Source organism: Dysgonomonas massiliensis, assembly GCF_900240225.1.
Lineage (GTDB): Bacteria > Bacteroidota > Bacteroidia > Bacteroidales > Dysgonomonadaceae > Dysgonomonas > Dysgonomonas massiliensis.
Genome location: NZ_OEPV01000005.1, coordinates 52453 through 73107 on the forward strand (window position 1 = coordinate 52453; position 20655 = coordinate 73107).

Genomic DNA, 20655 nt, shown 5'->3' on the forward strand with positions numbered 1-20655 from the left:
TTACGATTTCTTTATTACATTTTCCATTTTGCCGATAGCATCTACCGTCTGATCATAAACTTTGTCCATTGCATCGTTCGACTCGGATGGAGCGTAGCGCGCAAATTCACAAGTATCAAGTATGCCGATATAATCACGTATCAGGGCTTCGTCAACGCCATACTTGCCAAGCTCGTTTTCGATATTTTCACGATTCAGGTCGGCAACCGGTATCGTTAATTTATCGCTCAGATAACCCCATACAGCGCGCAATACTTCTTCGTAGAAGCTGTCTTTTTTCTGTTCAGCCAAATAACGCTTAGCTAGTTTCAGACGCTTGGTTGCAACTTTATTTGCTTTCTTGGTACGTATACGAGCCACATCTGCATTCGCTTTAATCTGATTGCGATAGTAGACTGATAACCCGATAAGCAACAATAAAGGAATTATATATGCCAAGACATAGCCAGTTGACCCGATAAAGAAGTCATCTGTTTGACGGAAATTCAATGTGCCGGTTTTCAAATATCGTATATCTTGCTCTACCTCTACTGCACGCTGACTTCCGTAGCTGGTAGCCGAAGTGTTGGCTGATGCATTCGGATCTTTATCGACTGTAATTTTATACTCTTCCGATTTGATCGTGTGATATTTATTATCCTTAGTATCGAAATAACTGAAGTTGACAGCCGGAATAGTGTATTCGCCGGCATAACGTGGAATGAACATATATTCAATCGTACGCGAGCCGCTTAGCCCATTCTCGGTAGTGCGGACATCATTCGTGGTTTTAGGATCATAAACTTCAAAATCTTTCGGAAATTCAACCTGAGGATCTTTTATCAGTTTTATATTACCCGTACCATTTATAATATATTTCAGTGTGATTGCTTCGTTTGCCTTCACATGATTTTTCGAAATTGACGAGAAGAAGCCAAAATCACGACCTACTGCACCTGAAAAGTCATAAGGCTTGTTATCGCTTGGTAAAGAAGAAATGTCTATCGTTACGGGCGTTGTCTTCATCGTATGGAGCACTTCGTCATATACTGTGACTGGTAGGCCCATAAATCCTCTCGATTGTCCAACAGGCAATCGGAAGAAGAGTTCTACTTTTCCCGAAGGAATCGTTAGTTTTCCCGAACGTTGAGGGAATAACAAGTATTTTTGAATATCAGCTGCACTATAGTTCTTACCATTGTATTTTTCGAGACGGAATTGGGCATTCTGCGACATGTTGAATTCTTCTTTCACGAAACCTTCGAAGTCGGGGAATACAATGTTATTTACACCTACGATGTCCAAGACGCTGTACAGACGGAATGTGACAACAAGTGCTTCTTGTTCTTTTACTTTTGTTTTAGAGAAAATAGCGCGTATGAAAGCATCTTTCGGATCAATATGTTTAGCCGTTGAAGATGAAGTCGTTTCCGGGATCGATTGCCCCGGACGTTGCTGTTGCTTTTGTTGTGCATCTTTGTCAGGGGTAAGAATTTCGATGTCTACTGTGTTTGATTTGTATGTTTTCGATCCTACTTGGATGCTGGCAGCTGGAATTGTATATTTTCCCTTTGTTTTAGCCATTAAAGTGTAGGTGTAAGTCCAACTCGATTCGGAACTTACTTTACCGTTGATGATTGATGTACTTTGAGCACGTGAAACGCCCGGTCCGTATATGACGTCGAATCCCGGCATATTTTCGGTTACATCAGGAGATTTTGGATTTTCGATACTCGACCCGTTAGCCGAAAGAATGTATTGAATTTGTATCTGAGCGCCTTCTACGGTCGAGTTCGGAGCTCTGAGTACAAACTTCACATCCTGAGCCATCAGGCTTCCCAGCGAAATGAGTAATAATGTAAATACAATTAAATATCTCTTCATCGTTAATTTGTTATAACTAATCTTGTTTTATCTTTTCAGATTGCTATCAGGTCCATTACGCTGATGGCAATATCTTCTATTTTCAATTCTTTCTTCAAATATACTACTTCGTCAACAATCCGTCCGTATCTGTCACGGATCTTACGACCAGTATCTTCTGTATATATCAGTTCTACGCTACCTCCATAGATATTTTTGCGTCCATCACCTCTAGGTTGTAATATCAATACGCGTATATCTTTTACGAAATATTCTTTTCCTTCATATACCTCCGTCTTTTCGTACTGACGATAGTTTGTCAGATCATCGAAATAGAAATCGTAGCGAGGCAGAGGAAATCTGTGAATCCCTTCGATACCGTATATCGGAACTTTTGAATAGAGACGGTAAGTGACAGACAGCGTATCGGATGGAGAAACCAGTTTGCGTGAAACAATAGTGCGAATAAATGCATCTTCATCGCTCAGCTCTTTGTGCTTTCGAGACTTTGACGAATTGTTTATAACATTTATCTTTTTCTTTTCCGATCTATATGTTTTTCCTCTTAGTTTATAACTGATCATCGGGAGACTACACGTGCCGGATTTCTTAGCTCGTAGTTGATATGTTGTTTTCAGTTTGATAGCTTGAGGCTCACCAAAGAAATTTCTAAGAACAGAGACTTTGTTGTCGGGACCGGCTACAACCTCAAAATCGGTAAATTTATCAACTTCCGGAACTTCATTATTATCTGGTTGTTCATTCAATATTATATTATAAATAATGATAAATTCTTCGTCAGAAAGCACTTCTGAGGGTGCTTCTGTTTCAATACGTACCGGAACTTGATTGTTGTTCCCAAAAACACTAGCCGACAATACTAAAAGCATTGTCAGCAAAAGTGTTCGTTGTATGTATCGACAGATTATCATCGCTGAACTTACCAGTCTTTATTTTGTTGTTTATTTCTCTGTTGAGCTTTTTTACGTTCCTGATTTTTCTGATCCTGAACTTTAGCACTTGTTTCTTTTTCTTCTTGTTCCATCGCTTTCAGTATCTGCTGCATACTTTCTTGCGACATTTGATCTTGATTCTGCTGCTGATCTTTTTTATCGTCTTTATTTTCGTTCTGATCTTTCTGATCTTGTTTTTGTTCTTCTTTTTTATCGTCTTTCTTGTCCTGATCCTTCTTGTTGTCTTTATTATCCTTATTCTTGTCCTCCTGATCTTTGATCATCTTCTGTACGGTTGCCAGATTGTGTCGTGTTTCTTCGTCGGTAGGATTCATGCGCAAAGCATTTTTATATGCCTCCATCGAATTCTTCAGATCTTCCATCCTTGGAAGTGGATCTTGCTGAGGCATTTGTTGAGGTTGTTGCTGTCCGTATTGTCCACCTTGAGCAGCAACATCCGGAGCTTTCTCTGTAATAGCTTTTCTCAGATATGAATCACCTACATTTCGGTGTGATTTACCCAATTGTAGTTGATCTGTTTCTAATTTCTGATAGTTTCTGTATTGCTCAATAGCTTCATCATAACGACCCTGACGGTAATATGTATTGCCCAGATTGTAAAAAGCTTCTTTTGTCTGTTCTACTTTTTTGTCTGTTTTCGCTTTCTCTGCATCTTTCGAATACATTTCTATCGCTTTCTTGTAATTTTCTTCGGCAGCACCATAGCGTTGCTCACGATAGTTTGTGTCTCCTTTATGAGTTTCTTTACGTACTTTTCGTTGTGCCGAAACACCGATTGTAAGTAAAGCCAAAAGACTTATAAATAATATTTTCTTCATTTCACCTTAACGTTTAAACAATCTGACATTACGGAATAAACGGTTTTTCTTGTCGAAGACACATACTTCGAGCAATAACAGAATCAGCATTGGCCATGCAAACCACATAAACTTTTCGTCGTACTGTGCATATACAACACCTTCTACTTCTCCTTTTTCCAGTTTCTCCAATTCGTCTTGTAAGCTTTTCAGAGCGCTATTCGAATTGTCAGCATGAACATAAAGACCTTTTCCTGCTTCAGCAATTTTGCGACACATTTCTTCGTTCAGTTTCGTTACAACAGGATTGCCTTCGTTGTCTTTTTTCACTGAATTTGATCCTCGGCTCAATGGAATAAATGTTCCTTCGGGAGAACCGATACCTACAACACTGATATAAATACCTTTTTCGGCAGCAGCCGCAGCAGCTTCTTCAGCTCCGCCTTCGTGTGCTTCTCCGTCTGTAATCAGTACGATTGCACGATCGACATCTTCTGCATCACTAAAGCAGTTCATACTCATCTGTATTGCACTGCCTATGGCTGTTCCTTGTACCGGAACTAATGAAGGATCGATGCTACTAAGGAACAATTTAGCTGACATATTATCTGCTGTAAGAGGCAGCTGAACAAATGCTTCGCCGGCAAATACTACTAGAGCAACTTTATCGTTCTTGCGCTCGTCAATAATTCGTGAAAGCATTTGTTTTGCTTTCTCCAGACGACTTGGTCTGATATCTTCGGCAAGCATCGAGTTCGATACGTCAATTGCGACTACCAATTCGATACCTTTGCGCTCAATCTTTTCGGGCTTTGACCCGAATTGAGGTCGAGACAATACGATGATGCCAAAGCAAAGAATTGCTATTGTCAGCCAAAACTTCAAGTACGAACGTTTAAGTGACAATTCGGGCATCATACGTTTTACCAATTTCAAGTCTCCAAGTTTCAGTACACTGCGTTTCTTGTAGATATTGAGCATGATAAATCCGACAACTAGTATCGGGATGATGAGAAAGAAGTATAAATATTCGGGGTTTCCAAATCTAAACATATCTCTTTATTTTTTCAGTCTTTATTCTATTACGATCAAGGAATACTGCGGAATACTGTACGACGAAGTATCAGTTCTATTCCTATCAGACAAAATGCCAGCAATGCGAATGGCAGGTAACGTTCCTGACGGCGAGTGATGGTTGTTGTACTGATTTTATATGTTTCCATCTGATCGATTTGTTCGTATACTTCTTTTAGCTTTTTAGCATTGGTTGCTTCGAAGAATTTACCTCCCGTAGCATCTGCTATCTTGATCAATGTTTCAGCATCCATCTCATAATCCAATGTTCCTACACGTCCGGTCATCGGATCGCGATACGGAAGCGATTGTTTCGATCCAACAGCGATAGTATAAACGCGTATTCCGTACGATTCAGCCAATTCGGCTGCAGTCAGAGGAGCAATGATACCTCGGTTGTTCGATCCGTCGGTAAGCAGAATCACTACGCGTGATTGCGATGGACTGTCTTTCAGTCGGTTTACTGCATTTGCCAATCCCATACCGATGGCTGTACCATCTTCTATCAATCCGTTACGGACTTCGTTTAGTAGATTAAGCAGAGTGCGGTGGTCGGTCGTCAATGGACATTGTGTAAAGCTTTCGCCGGCAAATGTAACTAGACCGATATTATCGTTTGGGCGCGAATTGATAAATTCGGCAGCTACACGTTTAGCAGCTGTCAGACGATCTGGCTTAAAGTCTTCTACTGTCATCGAACCCGAAACATCAAGGGCAAGTACAATGTCAATACCTTCCGATTTGGATTTGTCGGTCGAGTGTGTGTCCTGCGGGCGGGCCAATACGATAATCATCAGAGCGATGGCTCCCAATCGAAGGATGAAAGGGATGTGACGCAGATAAACTCGTGGCGAAGGAGACATGCCTCGGAATGCTGACGTAGTAGACAGCATAAAGTTAGCTTGTACGTTCTTCAGTTTCAGTATATACCACACAATAAGTGGTATAAGCAGTAACAGCAGAAATAAATATTTCGGATTTGCGTATTCCATTCTATTCTATATCTTTTTTCTCAGTATCAGCGTTATTCTTATTTTCTGTAGAAGCTTTGTCTGCTTCTTCTTTCAGCTTTTTAGCTTGCTCGTCAAGCGGGGTAGGCTCTTCTACCTTTGTCTGATTGACAAACAAGTAAGCATTGACCATACTCAAATCGTCTTCGCTGGTGAGAGGTACATATTTTGCAAACTTAACAAAATCGGCAAGTTTCAATATCTGAGTTAACCCTTCTATTGGAGAGCGTGTATCGACCCTTCGGCGAAGAGCTTCCAGAATTTCGTCTGATGTCATTTCCGGAGCATCTACGTTGTAACGACGGTCGATATATTCACGTAGAATATCAGTCAAACGGGTGTAATATTCTTTGGTGAGACCTTGCTGCCATATTTTGCTGTCCTTCAGTTTATCGAGCTCGCTGATTGCAACAACGTGCGGTGGCAGTATAATTTCGGGCTTGAAGTAGTAGCCTTTTTTCTTCTTGCGAGTGAGTAAGGCTATGGCGACTCCGATAATAACTGCAAGTAAAACGGCAATCAACACATACGGAAGAAATGCTGAGATGAAATCGTAGATCGAATCGAAAATTGTCCAGCGCACTTCTTGTATGTCTTTTATATCAGTTACTCCCAGTTTGTCGTATTCTATAGGCAACACTCCTTGCTTTACAGCTTCGAGATACACTAACGCACTATCCGATAATGGCGGAGATGTAACATTGAGGCCAACACTGTTTGTAAACAAAGTGTCGTTGTCGACAAATACAGCCATCGAAGGAATATTGTACAATGTTGAGTCGAAAGATGTGACGATATAACCTTGTTTGATTGTCATCACTTCGGTCATTATGGTATCGGGCTTGATCATGCCCAAGACTTCAACTCCTTTTACAATCGAATCGGGATAGACTGCAAAACCGACATTAGCATCTTTCGGAGCTATAACTTCGACCTCTATCAGCGATTGTTCGCCGATAAGTATCGATGCCGGTTCTATCGTAGCTCGCACGCTGGCTTTTTTGTCTTGCCCATAAGCCGAATGACCTATGAAAACGGACAATGCCAGTATGAGTGCATATTTGATTTTTATATTTATTGATTTACTCATCGTTTCTCTAAATTCTAGCTTCGCATTTTGAACAAGGCTAATAGGGCTTTCACATAATCCTGATCGGTAGCTACCGAAACACTGTCGACACGGCTGCGGCTGAATGTATTCTTCATTTGCATTTGTCGGGCATTCCACCAGCGGACGTAAGCTTCGCGTACTTTTTTAGATGAAGTATCAATCCATTGTTCAGCTCCCGTCTCCGAATCTACAACTTTTATCAGACCTACTTGTGGTAGTCGGGTTTCCAGAGTATCATAAACCTGCAAAGCTACTAAATCGTGTTTGCGATTGGCAATGGTTAATGCATTTTTATACTCTTCGGCATCAATAAAATCGGATATCATAAACGTTGTACAACGTTTTTTGATGACATTCGTCAAGAATTGCAATGACATTCCCAAGTCTGTTTTCCGACTTTCTCCTTTGAAACTCAATAGCTCACGGATGATATATAGGATATGTTTCTTTCCTTTCTTTGGTGGAATAAACTTCTCGATACGATCTGAGAAGAAAATCACACCGATTTTGTCGTTATTCTGTATCGCCGAGAATGCTATGGTTGCAGCCATTTCGGTCACCATCTCACGCTTGATGGAATGGTGTGTACCGAAGTCGAGGCTGGCAGACACGTCGATTAGCAACATAACGGTCAACTCGCGTTCTTCTTCGAAAACCTTGATGTAAGGTTTGTTGTAGCGAGCCGTTACGTTCCAATCAATATCGCGAATGTCGTCTCCATACTGATATTCGCGTACTTCGGAGAATGCCATTCCACGACCTTTGAAGGCCGAGTGGTATTGTCCGGCGAAAATATTGAGCGACAAACCGCGAGTTTTAATCTCGATCTGGCGTACTTTTTTTAATAATTCGGTTGTATCCATTAATTTCAGTTTTCAGTAAGAGTTATCACAAATAATAATCTGTTGACTGCCGACTGATTAAGGAACTTCTACTTTGTTTAGTATTTCGCTAATTATTTCGTCAGTTGTTGTATTTGTAGCTTCGGCTTCGTAAGTCAATCCGATACGGTGACGCAATACGTCGTGACATACGGCGCGTACGTCTTCCGGAATAACATATCCGCGGCGTTTCAGGAATGCGTATGCACGAGAAGCTAGGGCTAAGCTTATTGACGCACGTGGCGATGCACCGAATCCGATAAGATCTTTCAGATTAGGTAATCCGTTTTCTTCAGGGAAACGAGTCGCAAAAACGATGTCTACAATATATTTTTCGATTTTTTCGTCCAGATAAACTTCACGTACAACCTCGCGGGCTTCAAGTATCTCGCTAGCTTTCATTACCGGGCTAACTGTACCGAAATCTCCTTTCAGATTTGAACGAAGGATCAATTTTTCTTCTTCTTTCTTAGGGTAATTGATTACTACTTTCAGCATGAAACGGTCTACCTGAGCTTCTGGTAGCGGGTATGTACCTTCTTGCTCGATAGGGTTTTGCGTAGCCATTACAAGGAATGGTTTTGGCAATTTATATGTTTGTTCGCCGATAGTAACCTGACGCTCTTGCATAGCTTCTAGCAATGCACTCTGAACTTTAGCCGGAGCACGGTTAATCTCATCGGCCAATACGAAGTTGGCAAAGATTGGTCCGCGTTTCACCATGAACTCTTCGTTCTTTTGGCTATAGATCATTGTACCAAGCACGTCGGCAGGAAGTAAGTCCGGTGTAAACTGAATACGGCTATAATCGGCTTCGATAAGTGTTGCAAGTGTTTTGATAGCTAGCGTTTTTGCTAGTCCCGGAACCCCTTCCAATAGGATGTGCCCGTCGGCAAGCAACCCGATCAATAATGACTCGACTAAGTGTTTCTGACCTACGATCACACGATCCATTCCCATTGTAAGAGCTTCAACGAAAGCACTTTTACTTTGTATTTTTTCGGTCAATTCGCGAATATCTACCTGACTCATAATTATATTTATTTCGTTTATTATTTCTTTTGTTTCTATTTTTTATCAGAGCATGACAAAAATAGAAATGTTAAATCGTAAAAGCTATAATTACGAGTTAAAAAAAATTAAGTGTTAAAGGTCTTTATTTCATTGGTTTGAAATTAGATTTTAAGAATTGAAAAATAGTTAAAATGATAGGAGTATTCGGTCGAAAAAATGTCGGTTTAGTATGAAGTTTTTTTGTTTTATCTGCATAAGAGTATTTAATCTATCGTATATGAGTATTATTCAAAAATAATATAGGCGGAATGTTTTGAATGAGAGGAATATATTCGTTATTTTATTTACTGGAAGATTTCGACTCAATCATTAATGAAAAGAAAACATAAAAAAAATCTGGATATATTTTTACTGGTTCTAGTTTCTTTATTGATACTGGGACTGGGGATTAACTGGTATCTGACTTATCGCTTGGAGAATAAGCTGAAAGAAGTTATTGCCAGACGTATTTCTGATGCGACTAATGGATTTTATGATTTTTCGTGCGAAAAATTGAGTGTCGGCTTCTTCTCAGGAGAATTGGAGTTGGATGGTGTCGTATTTGTACCAAACAGAGTGACGTATGATAAGTTATTGTCTGAGCATAATTTGCCAGATGTGTATTTCGATGTGACGGTTGGCCGTTTGTATCTGAAAGGCATTAACCTGACATGGCGCTTTAACTACAAAGAACTTGATTTTAAATTGCTGGATATAGCCGATCCGGTAGTGCATATATATTCGGCTGAAAATGCCAAAATCCGAAGATCTAAAAAGACTGTCTCGGCTGAAGGACTACATGCCGGCAAGTATTATCAGATGATTGCACCGTATGTGAATGAGCTGAATATTGAAAATGTTAAGCTTGAAAATGCTATCGTCTCATATTTTCTGAATACTGAAGATAGTAATGCAACATACGAGTTGCGGGAGATTAATTTTTATAGCTCTAAATTCAGATTGAACAAAGAGTCAGCTGAAGCGGGAAAGTTACTTTTTTGCGACGATTTTCGATTCTTTACTAATAAACAGCAAAAGCTTTTGGATGATGATAACTTCTTGCTGACGGTTGATGAAATATATCTTAATACACAAGATTCTGTTATTAAGATTAGTGGGGTTGATTTGATGCCTAAAATTGAAGATTTCAGTATTAATGAAACTACGGATAATACGTTGAAGACAAGTATTGACTCGCTGCGGTTTGATGGAGCTTTCTTCTGCCGTAAAGAAGGATTGAGTCATTTCGAAGCGGATGCATTCAAAATAATTTCCTCTAAAATTTTCTACTATAATCAGGGAAATCCCGATACTTTGGAACGAAAAGATACATTAAGCCGAAATAAAGAGTGGTCACTTTATAGCATCATTTCGCCAGTATTGAAAAGCGTTTCTATAAAAAAAATTGATATTGATCGAACTGAAATGGACTATTGGGTGCGCGGCAAAAACAATATCACAGATAAATATCATATGGGCAGTTTCGATTTCGGAGTTGTTGATTTTAGAGTAGATAATAAATCTGATGATGAAGCAAGGCTTTTGTATTCGGATATGGCTTTTATAAGCGCAGCGAGTATAGAGGGTGAGATTTTCAGTAAAAATCATAAAGTGCGTGTTGCGCGATTTGATTTTAATACACAAAAAGACCTAATAGCGATTGATAATCTGTCTATAGCTCCAATAGATACAAAGACCGGATCGGATTATATAAAAGGATATTTCCATCGATTGAATTTGCAAGAAATCGTATACGATGGTGATTTGAATGTGGATAGATTGACACTTCTTCAACCGAAATTGGAATATGTAAGAGTGCAGAATGCTGCGTCAGATAAGAATGTGTTACATCCAGTTAAGGCTAAGTCTCAGGGCTTGAATATTATTGAGTCCTTTATTGATTTTCTGAAAATCGATAAAATCAGGCTCGTAGATGGGGATGTAAGCCTACGTGATGAAAAGACTGACAATGTTTATGTGCTGAATAATTTCAATTTTGCAGTTCAGAAATTTGTTTTGAGTACCGAAGTTCAACAAAACGTATTGAAGGGTATAAAATTTGATAGAATAGGATTCGATTTCGAAGGTTTTGACAATCTGTTTGCGGATAAACATTATCGTTTGAAGATTGGAAAAGGATATTTGGATAATAACTATCTGGAGTTGTCGGAAGTAGAGCTTATTCCTCAGGATATAGCCTTTGAAAAAGCCTTGATCAATCCAATCAGATTAAACTCTCAGTTTATAGCAATGCGCGGAGATTTTGCCAAACTATTGAGCAGTGATTCGATAGATATGGAATCTTTGTATGTTAAAGATCCGGATATTGAGATAGCTAACATCTCTCATGAAAATGAAAGTTCATCTGCGGAAAAGAAAGATTCTAATCTGTTTGTAAATTATATCGGTTTGGCTAAACTGGATATTGATAATCCTAAATTTAGATACAATGATAGAATGACGGGCTCGATGGCTGATGTGTTGATGCTTGGTCTGTCTGTAGATAGCTTTACGTGGAATGTTGAGCGTGGATTGTCTGTGAAAGATATTTCTTTTGCCTCGCCAAGAGTGAAGTACGTCACTAATGGTAAGTTGAAAAATCAAAACATTGGCGATGGAATCGCTTTTCTGAGACAGCCGATTGCTATAGGACGCTTATCTGTTTCTGATCCGAATATTGAATTGTCAATTGATGAAAATAAATACATGGCTGAAATAGATGATCTAATGATGTCTGGCTTTAGTTCGAGACTGTATGGTGCCGACTCTTATTTAAAGGTAGATTCTGCTCGTATTAATCGCCCATTGATGAGTATTGATCGGGGAACTGTGGATGGTGTCAAAAAAGGCTCTAGTACTTTATCGAAGGAATCTGTATATAGTTATGTCGGGAAGTACGCTCAACGTTTGGATTTACGTAATGTATCAATAACTAGTGCTGATATTTATTATACAGATAAATCTTTAAAAGATCACGATCTGCTGAATGATCAGAAGTTGAATAACACTTCATTGTCTTTCGATCGATTTGTCTTAGATGCTGCAACTGAAAATTTCGAAGTATCGGGCATTGCTTTTCATACTGAAGATGTGAAAATTCCTATTGATAGTGGCTTTTATAGCTTGAGTGTAGGTGAGATTGATTTATCGGAAAAGGATAGCAGTCTTCGTATTGATAAAGTAGCACTAAAATCCCCGTTCTCGAAGCAAGAGTTTGCTCTTCGCCATCCATTGCATCAGGATTGGTTCGATGTAGAGGTGGGTAGCATAGCTGCTGATGGGTTGGATTTTCAAGTCGGATTGAAAGATAAAAGTCTGAATGCTGACATTCTTTCGATAGATAAAGTCCTTTTGCAGAATTTCAAGAATCAGCAAATCGAAGTCCCGCACAGGATTGTGCCATTTATATATGAAGGATTGCAGAATTTGCCTTTCGCTGTAAATATCGATAGTGTAGATATCAATGATTTTACGGTAGTGTATGAAGAGTTAGCTAAGAAAGGAGAAATACCTGGGAAGATATTCTTTTCGGGCATGAATGGACGTATATCCAATTTTACTAATCGAGAATGTAAAAAGAATGATTTTATTACTCTTCGCGCTGATGGTAGGTTTATGGCAGCGGCAGATTTTGATGCTATATGGAAAATTCCGGTTGCGCGATCGAATGATAATTTTTTGTTGGATGCGAAAGTTTACAATTACGACTTAACCGATCTCAATCAGCTGATCACGCCGCTATTTCCGATGGCTGCTGTAAATAACGGCTATATGGATAGTCTTAGCTTGTCGATCAGTGCATCAAGCATAGATGCGCGTGTAAGAATGAGTTTGCTGTATGGTGATCTGGGAGCAGATATACTGAAAGAAAAGAATGGAGTTTACAGCAAACATAAATTTTATTCGTGGCTGGCAAATGTAATTATCCGCAATAACAACCCGAGACGAGTAGGTAGACAGCCTTTGACTTCGGATCTGTATGTAGTGAGAGATCCTTATCATTCCATTTTCAATTATCTGTGGCAAATAATGCGTCCTGCATCTATCGAGGCTGTTGGTGTGTCCGAGAAACTTCAGAAGCTAAGTCAGGATAATATTTTTACGCGTATGAGAAATCGAAAGAAAAAGGATATTGTTGAGGAATAGTTTTCAGAATCTTTATCTATACTTAAAAGCGGTCATTGATAAAGTTTGGAAAATATACAAATCTAGAATTGTGTGAAATTCGTGCAGAAGTGTTACTTTTTTTAATATATAACTCCATGAGAATAGAAAAACTTTAGATGCTCTCGATAGATTACAAAGCAAAAAAAGTAATGCTCAGTCTATCTTGTTTTAATGATAATGAAAGAAGCTTAAAGAGTAAGTGTTAAAGGTTTATCTTTCGCTGGTCTGGTTTAATGATAATTCATATATTTAGACTAGTTGTAATTATCGTTTGCCTATAGTTGGAAAAGTCTTATTGCTATGAAGAAAAATTCTATTTACTTACTTATTGTATTATTGGCTTATGTCTCCTGTGTTTCTCGGTTTAAGACAGGTGTTTATACTTCGGTTGAGAAATCAGAACCTTATCAATTCGTTTTTTATGACGATTCGTTGTTTACTTACAAGAATAATTCTTATGAATATAGGCATTCATCTGGAGTATTCAAGATTGTAGGTAATAAAATTATTTTAAATAGTGAGAAAAAAGATGTGTATATGCCTTTATTGTATACGATGGTTTCACTTGATTCTGTCAATAATAAAAATTGTATAATAGTAAAGCTTAATATTTCAGAGTTTCGAAAATTTGATGATTATACATGCATCCCTATAATTAATTGTGATACGATGATTCAGTATATTGATAGTCTTAATCCTTATTTAGGTGTTATTATGCCGTATCGCGTGCCTTCTTTCGAAATAAAAGATAACGTTGTTACAATCTTTTATGAAAAGGAGTTGGATAGTATAAGGTTCGAGGTTGAGGTCTCTCCATTCGTTTTGCGAGGTAGACCAAGAGTCTATAGCAAGACAGTGCATTTCGATAAACTATTAGGAGGACAATCTTTGCTTTTTAATATTGAAATTGATGATGGCTTGTTTGGTTACGTAGTTTTTGATAATGCAGAGCTAGTATTTAAAAGGAATAAAGTTATATATAGGGATGAAAGATATCGATATCAGGAGCCATTATACCTAAGAACTAAAGAAGATGTAGACTTTTGGAAATGAAATATTATGGATTATACTTTATCTATACCTAAAAGTGATCATTGATAAAAATAGGAAAATATACAAATCTAGAATCGTGTGAAATCTGTGCACAAGTGTTACTTTTTAGCAATTGAACGAATGGTGGTTTAAATGAAAAATCGGTAGCAAGCTTACGCTTACCACCGATTCTCGATATATTTCAGATCAACCCTTGCGGGCTGGATTCTTACTCGTTGCTACCGCCTGAAAGTTTTTCTTTCAATGCTGCAAGTTCTTCAATGTCACCTAGAGTTGTTTTCTCTACGTTAGATTGAGAAATTACTTCGTCAGCTTTTTTGTTCGATTTACGAGGTTTTCTTTCCGATGCTTCTTTAGCTTCAGGTTTCTCGTCTTCGAATGTACGGCTGTGAGAAACAATGATTCTCTTAGAATCTTTGTTGAACTCGATAACTTTGAAGTCAGCTTTTTCTTCAGGTTGGATTTGCGATCCGTCTTCTTTTACTAAGTGTTTTGGAGTTGCAAAACCTTCTACACCGTAAGGAAGAGCGATAACAGCACCTTTGTCAACAGACTCGATCAAAGTTCCTTCGTGTACCGAACCTACTGTAAAGATAGTTTCGAATACATCCCAAGGATTTTCTTCTAGTTGTTTGTGACCTAGGCTTAGGCGACGGTTTTCTTTGTCGATTTCAAGAACTTGAACTTCGATATCAGCACCAATTGTAGTTACTTCGCTTGGGTGTTTGATTTTCTTAGTCCAAGAAAGGTCTGAAATGTGGATCAATCCGTCAACGCCTTCTTCGATTTCAGCAAATACACCGAAGTTAGTGAAGTTACGCACTTTTGCAGTGTGTTTGCTTCCAACTGGGTATTTTTCTTCGATGTTATCCCATGGATCTGGTTTCAATTGTTTGATACCAAGAGACATTTTGCGTTCGTCGCGATCTAGTGTAAGCACTACTGCTTCTACTTCGTCGCCAACTTTCATAAAGTCTTGTGCGCTGCGTAGGTGTTGTGCCCAGCTCATTTCTGAAACGTGGATCAAACCTTCTACGCCTGGAGCGATTTCGATGAATGCACCGTAGTCAGCCATAACAACAACTTTACCTTTCACTTTGTCGCCAACTTTAAGTTCTGCGCTAAGTGCATCCCATGGATGAGGAGTTAATTGTTTCAAGCCAAGAGCAATACGTTTTTTATCGTCGTCGAAGTCAAGGATAACAACGTTGATTTTTTCATCCAATTTAACCACTTCTTCTGGGTGTTGAACACGTCCCCAAGAAAGGTCAGTAATGTGGATAAGTCCGTCTACGCCACCAAGGTCGATAAATACACCATACGAAGTGATGTTTTTAACTGTACCTTCAAGCACTTGTCCTTTTTCCAACTTCGAAATAATTTCTTTCTTTTGTTGTTCAAGTTCAGCTTCGATAAGAGCTTTGTGCGATACAACAACGTTACGGAATTCGTGGTTGATTTTTACTACTTTGAATTCCATAGTTTTACCAACGAATACATCGTAGTCACGGATTGGTTTCACGTCGATTTGAGAACCTGGCAAGAATGCTTCGATTCCGAATACGTCAACGATCATACCACCCTTAGTGCGGCATTTGATGTAACCTTTGATGATTTCGTCTTTGTCTAGAGCTTCGTTAACACGATCCCAAGAACGTGTAGCACGTGCTTTCTTGTGAGACAAGATAAGTTGACCTTTCTTATCTTCTTGGCTTTCGATATAAACCTCTACATCGTCACCAATTTTTAGGTCTGGGTTGTAACGGAATTCGTTCATTGAAACCACTCCGTCAGATTTGTAACCGATGTTGATTACAACTTCACGTTTGTTCAATGAAGTAACTTTACCTATTACAACTTCTTTGTCGTTAACTTTGTTCAACGACTCGTCGTAAGTTTTTAGCAACTCTTCATGACTTTTGTCGCTGAAAGTTTCGCCTTTTTCGAATGCATCCCAGTCGAAATTGTCAAGTGGTTGCACGTTTTTTAGTTTGTCTGATTCAATCATTAATTAGACGATCTGGCGCCGGTCCTGATCAGTATCATTAAAAAGTTAAACATATGCTTTCATCGAAAGCGGTGCAAAGATATTCTTTTTCAGTCAATCGCACAACTATTTACGCTAAATATTGAGTCCGCTTTGAGAGAAAAAATACATATTTTGCTAAATATTTTGCTTTTTTATTTTGAGATATCAAAAATGGTTGTATCTTTGCACCGCAATCGAGCAATACGGGATGTAGCGCAGTCCGGTTAGCGCACCTGCTTTGGGAGCAGGGGGTCCCAGGTTCGAATCCTGGTATCCCGACAGAATAGAAAAGCAATCATTTGAATATCAAGTGGTTGCTTTTTCTTTGAACACCAAATAGAACACCTTTTAGAAAACACCCTATAGTATTTGCGATATATCTATTTGAGAAACCTATGTAGTTATATAAGCCTTAAACCTTATTTGCCCCTTCACTATAATCGTTCTATCTATTGTTGATCTTCTCCAGAAAAAGTATAATAGCGTCTCGCATTCTCCATAAATATGAATTAAAATCAAAATTAAAGTACGGATTCGAATTCGTATGAATATAAAATCTGGTAATAGCACAGATAGAGTTATCTTCAATTATGAACTTCGTAAATTCAGCTTTTAAATTAACTTCATTCACTCTATTATATACTTCTAATAACTCATTATCTTTTAATGTATAGACATCTAAAGCTATAAACTGTACTGTATCTGAATATATATCTATCGAATAGGTAAATCCTTCATATTTAAAATAGTAGAATTGATTATTATAATTATAGACATCTATATAGCTTTCTTCTAAAGCAGTAACATAGAATTTTAAAATATTCTTATTGAACATATTTTATATTTAAACGAAAAAAGGATATGATTTGCATACCCTTTCTTCTTATCTATACTCTATATATTGATATGTGTTATCCTTCCGAATTATAATAGAGCTTATATATACGAATAGCACCAGAACCATATTCAATCTTTATTTCAGTCACATATCCTTCATTATCCAATGTGTATGAATAGTTTGTCTTACCGATAGATTTTATAAGATTCTTGGAACGCTTCCCAAAATATCCAAATTGATATAGCGGAGAAGCGGGATCGAATGTGTCGGTATAGTAGCCTATTATATTAATTCCTAATCTATCAGGTGTATTGGTGTATTTTAAATTTAATGAACCTTCATCAACATTGAAGCTTCTGGTTAGATTGCCATTCGTATATTCAAATCTATCGTAAACTTTGTCAGAACTTCCGATCTGCGAAAGATAGCCATCTGAATATGTGTAATAATCAACATCTCCGAATCTAGTAGCTGTAATTATCCTATTTTCCTTTATTGCAAACTCAACAGTTCCCCCATCCCAATGTTCAGATGTGCTAGTGTATAGAATTTTATCATCAGTATAGCTTAGAGTAGTGTTATAAGTATAAATATAAGTTTCCTCATACTCTTCATATTTGCTTTTTATCCATTGTCCTTTATCGTTGTAATAAAGATAGATAGACTTAATCAAATGATCTTCTTCATTAAAGATATCTACTTGTTTGAGTGTTTTGGAAGGATAGCCAATGTTAGAGTTATCTTCATCATCACTGCAAGCTGTGAATAGCATTACTACTGTAAAAAGTGCCAATAAATATTTCATGATTTTTTATTTTAAAGTTGTTTGTATTCTCCTGTTTCAATATTCAATTCGTAAATTCTTTCAACTTTCGTTCCGTCATATAAAGTATAATTGAATATAAAAGTCCATAAGTTATTTTCCTTGCTTACTGTAGTAGAATCTTGTTTTGCGTTGCTCGGTATACTATCTAACGGAGATTTAACGCTCCAAATAATTTTATCTGTTTCAAGATTTTTTCGCGTTATTGTACTTTTCTCAAATAGTATATATTCATAGTAATTTATAGGGATTGCCGTTTCATGTGGAAAATTACGAGTAATATCAAATAATTTATTCCCCTTAGCATCATAGCATGCTCTTCTTCTATCTGGTGTGTTTTTATTGTCAGTAGCAGTAAGAATACTTCCGTTATACCAAGAATAAAAGGGGTCGCCAGTGTTTGAAAGCGTCTTGGCTAATCTTCCGTTATTTATGAAATAAATATCATATATATTATGGCTTTGAGAGAAGCGAACCAATTGAAAAACGAATGAATCATTAAACAAAGACCACCTCGAATCAATAATTCTATACTCGTCGATGCGTATAGTTTGAGTATTACCATATCCTAAATCAATATCTATTTCATCCTTTATCAATTCCGTATCATGCCATTGCATTAGTTGCTCTTTAGATTCTTTGTTGTAACAAGCAATCCAAAATTTATTGGCAAGTTCTCCATAAAAGATAATTTCTGCATCATTCTCAGACACATTTTTAATATCTAAGCCATTAGCTTTAACATTATACTTCTCAATCATTTCTCTTTTGTAGACTTCATGCCCTGTTGTTGTATCAACAAATTCATTGTTATCATCGCTATTGCAAGCTGTAAAGCCTAAGAACATTGCTGCTATCAAGAAAATAGCTGAAAAAAGTTTAATTTTCTTCATTGTGTAAATAAATTGTTTGTGCCTTTCAGTTCCCTATAAAGGCGATTATAAAAAAGAAGCGCAGGAACTATTGTGCCATATCCGAATTCAGAGGTTCTCGACTACCCTTCACACAAATACAGTCACAACAGAATCCCACGCCAATTTATTATTATGTACTATCACTAGTATATAAACAAACGACGTGGAAAGCCTGTTGCTAACTATCCCTGTGTGAAAAAAGAAATTGTCGAGATTTCTGAATTGGGGGATAATGCTTTTCGCTTTCCAATTAAAATGTACTTCCAATAATCAACGCTTTGACTTTCGGAATTAGCACAAATTTAACTGAAAAGCGTATAGCTTCAAAATATTATAATTGTAAGAATGTAAAGGACATTGATAATTCTTCTTTTAAATGTAGAATACAAATTGTCCTAGTAGTTTCGATTAAATACCGCTTTCGTATCATCATCGAAATAATAATCAGTCATAAATAATGTATTGGCGAACTTTTCATAATCAAAATAGCCTTCAACGAACTCTGGTAGTTCATAGCAATTATCAACATACTCGTAAGCGTAATCCTCTTCCGTATTGTATTTGCCTTGATAACAGTCATAAAACTTGCTTAATAAATAACCTAGTTCTTCATCTTCTAATGAATAGCTTGAAAAATCAAGGAATGCCATAAAAGCATCAAACTCTTTAATATCATCAGCCTGTTCAATCAGTTCAAATACGGATTCACTTATCCATGATTCGCCTATCAATCCTTTAGGAATATATTCCCAATCTTGAAACATCAGCTCTGGAGCGTCTTCATCGGAATGTAATTCATTGCAAGCTTCGTAAAACTCTTCTTTATCCGAATAGTCGCTTAAAGTCAACCATTTTCCGAATAACGAACCTTCATTGTACTTTCGGTAAGTTCCAACATAAACTTTGGCTTCTAGTAAATCATCTGCATCCATCTTATCACATATTTAGATAGTTCTTTAAAATAAGAAAACCTATCAGCAGTTATACTGACAGGCTTTCAATTAACCTTTTGTTGTTGGATAAATTATTCTTTAGAATTGAATACTATCTCACAGATTATCAATTCGGATATTGACTTGTAATTTGCTATAAGTATTTATAAATTGGATTATTTTTAATACCTCACAAATTAAAATTCCCATATGATTTCGGCTGTAGCATTGCGCCTAAAAAACAATTTTCCCAAAAATGACACAGGGGGCGTTGACTGTATAACCCCACCGTAGTGCGGATGATATTTAGTTTATAATTCTATCTGTTTATCTCTTATAAATTCATTGCACTTTTTAGCTATTGAGTTTATTAATTCTTTAGAAATGCCATTGCTAAATTGTCTAGTATGAATAACGATTCTATGACTTTCATTAATAGTATTATAGTGTACATTAAACCAATTTCCTCTTGAAATATGAATAGTTTCTCCCTGCCATTTCACTTTAAATGTATTTTCTATATCAAATTTATAATTCCTTTGATAATGTCCACAAGCAATTATAATAATCGAAAATTGATCAAAAAATGGTAGCGAAAATAGTTTCTCTCGCTCTTTAATACTTTGTATCCTTGAAACTTCTTCGTCTTTTGGTACTAAATGGCTCATTTTCGCATTTATCTGACTTAATTCTGATTGAAAGCAATATTCATGAAAATCAATATGATCCGTTTCATTTTTTAATGGTTTATTTAATAATTGGTCTACTAATAATTGATAGTAATACCACGTTGGAGCTGTTCCATGAAGTGCTTTTCCTTTATCTTTATTATGTTTTCCCAACCAAAAATTTTGTCCTTTCCATGGATATAAGGCATTATCTTCTAAAAATAGAATATCATTAATTTGTCTATTATTATCAATTATATTAGACCAGCTAGAAAGATTTTTGGTAGCCATCTGTTTTTTAGATAAATGATCTTCTGTCCCTTCTTTTCCTATAATAAGAATCTTCGAATTAGGGTTGCCTTCTCCAAAATACAACTCATTTTCTCTACAATAATCTAAAGCATTCTTTAATTCTGAATCAAAAATTATTTTTTTCATACACAACCTAATTATTTGTAATTGTTAATTTTAACATCTCCACCAATAGAA

At 37.1% G+C, this 20655-nt stretch carries 16 protein-coding genes and 1 tRNA gene; 3 read left to right on the top strand and 14 right to left on the bottom strand.

The window, feature by feature from the left end:
* The 8 genes from C1A06_RS06315 to C1A06_RS06350 are packed head-to-tail and all read right to left on the bottom strand — an operon-like array spanning position 1 to position 8721.
* Complete coding sequence (locus tag C1A06_RS06315) at positions 1 to 1863, bottom strand: BatD family protein (RefSeq protein ID WP_101689404.1); 1863 nt, start codon at positions 1861 to 1863, stop codon at positions 1 to 3.
* 35 nt (positions 1864 to 1898) lie between these two features.
* Positions 1899 to 2732 (bottom strand): BatD family protein, encoded by an 834-nt coding sequence (locus C1A06_RS06320; RefSeq protein ID WP_159461385.1) that lies wholly within the window; start codon positions 2730 to 2732, stop codon positions 1899 to 1901.
* Positions 2733 to 2782: 50 nt separating this feature from the next.
* Positions 2783 to 3634 (bottom strand): tetratricopeptide repeat protein, encoded by an 852-nt coding sequence (locus C1A06_RS06325; RefSeq protein ID WP_101689406.1) that lies wholly within the window; start codon positions 3632 to 3634, stop codon positions 2783 to 2785.
* Between the two features lie 6 nt (positions 3635 to 3640).
* Positions 3641 to 4666: a vWA domain-containing protein gene (locus tag C1A06_RS06330; RefSeq protein WP_101689407.1), complete on the bottom strand. Its 1026-nt coding sequence runs from the start codon at positions 4664 to 4666 to the stop codon at positions 3641 to 3643.
* Positions 4667 to 4701: 35 nt separating this feature from the next.
* Entirely contained in the window at positions 4702 to 5679 is a 978-nt protein-coding gene (locus C1A06_RS06335) for a vWA domain-containing protein (protein ID WP_101689408.1), read from the bottom strand.
* A 1-nt stretch (position 5680) separates the two neighbouring features.
* Positions 5681 to 6787 (bottom strand): hypothetical protein, encoded by a 1107-nt coding sequence (locus C1A06_RS06340; RefSeq protein ID WP_101689409.1) that lies wholly within the window; start codon positions 6785 to 6787, stop codon positions 5681 to 5683.
* 14 nt (positions 6788 to 6801) lie between these two features.
* On the bottom strand, positions 6802 to 7671 hold the full coding sequence (locus tag C1A06_RS06345) for a DUF58 domain-containing protein (RefSeq protein WP_101689410.1): 870 nt from the start codon (positions 7669 to 7671) through the stop codon (positions 6802 to 6804).
* 57 nt (positions 7672 to 7728) lie between these two features.
* Positions 7729 to 8721 (bottom strand): AAA family ATPase, encoded by a 993-nt coding sequence (locus tag C1A06_RS06350; RefSeq protein ID WP_370738362.1) that lies wholly within the window; start codon positions 8719 to 8721, stop codon positions 7729 to 7731.
* A gap of 354 nt (positions 8722 to 9075) precedes the next feature.
* Between C1A06_RS06350 and C1A06_RS06355 the strand changes: the two genes are divergently transcribed.
* Both C1A06_RS06355 and C1A06_RS06360 read left to right on the top strand, forming a co-directional pair.
* Positions 9076 to 12888 (top strand): hypothetical protein, encoded by a 3813-nt coding sequence (locus C1A06_RS06355; protein WP_101689412.1) that lies wholly within the window; start codon positions 9076 to 9078, stop codon positions 12886 to 12888.
* A gap of 321 nt (positions 12889 to 13209) precedes the next feature.
* Complete coding sequence (locus C1A06_RS06360) at positions 13210 to 13962, top strand: hypothetical protein (protein WP_101689413.1); 753 nt, start codon at positions 13210 to 13212, stop codon at positions 13960 to 13962.
* 208 nt (positions 13963 to 14170) lie between these two features.
* Here C1A06_RS06360 and rpsA read toward each other — a convergent pair whose 3' ends face one another.
* A complete protein-coding gene (gene rpsA / locus C1A06_RS06365; protein WP_101689414.1) occupies positions 14171 to 15970 on the bottom strand; it encodes a 30S ribosomal protein S1 in 1800 nt (599 codons plus the stop codon).
* 225 nt (positions 15971 to 16195) lie between these two features.
* Between rpsA and C1A06_RS06370 the strand changes: the two genes are divergently transcribed.
* Positions 16196 to 16270, top strand: a tRNA-Pro gene (locus C1A06_RS06370).
* Between the two features lie 166 nt (positions 16271 to 16436).
* Here the strand turns inward: C1A06_RS06370 and C1A06_RS06375 are convergent.
* The 5 genes from C1A06_RS06375 to C1A06_RS06395 form a co-directional block, all read right to left on the bottom strand.
* Complete coding sequence (locus C1A06_RS06375; RefSeq protein ID WP_101689415.1) at positions 16437 to 16826, bottom strand: hypothetical protein; 390 nt, start codon at positions 16824 to 16826, stop codon at positions 16437 to 16439.
* Between the two features lie 76 nt (positions 16827 to 16902).
* The gene (locus C1A06_RS06380; RefSeq protein ID WP_101689416.1) at positions 16903 to 17634 is read right to left on the bottom strand and encodes a DUF4595 domain-containing protein; all 732 of its coding nucleotides are present in this window, start codon (positions 17632 to 17634) and stop codon (positions 16903 to 16905) included.
* Positions 17635 to 17645: 11 nt separating this feature from the next.
* A complete protein-coding gene (locus C1A06_RS06385) occupies positions 17646 to 18545 on the bottom strand; it encodes a hypothetical protein (protein WP_101689417.1) in 900 nt (299 codons plus the stop codon).
* Positions 18546 to 18961: 416 nt separating this feature from the next.
* Entirely contained in the window at positions 18962 to 19498 is a 537-nt protein-coding gene (locus C1A06_RS06390; RefSeq protein ID WP_101689418.1) for an antirestriction protein ArdA, read from the bottom strand.
* A 311-nt stretch (positions 19499 to 19809) separates the two neighbouring features.
* A complete protein-coding gene (locus tag C1A06_RS06395; RefSeq protein ID WP_101689419.1) occupies positions 19810 to 20604 on the bottom strand; it encodes a hypothetical protein in 795 nt (264 codons plus the stop codon).
* Positions 20605 to 20655 lie beyond the last annotated feature (51 nt).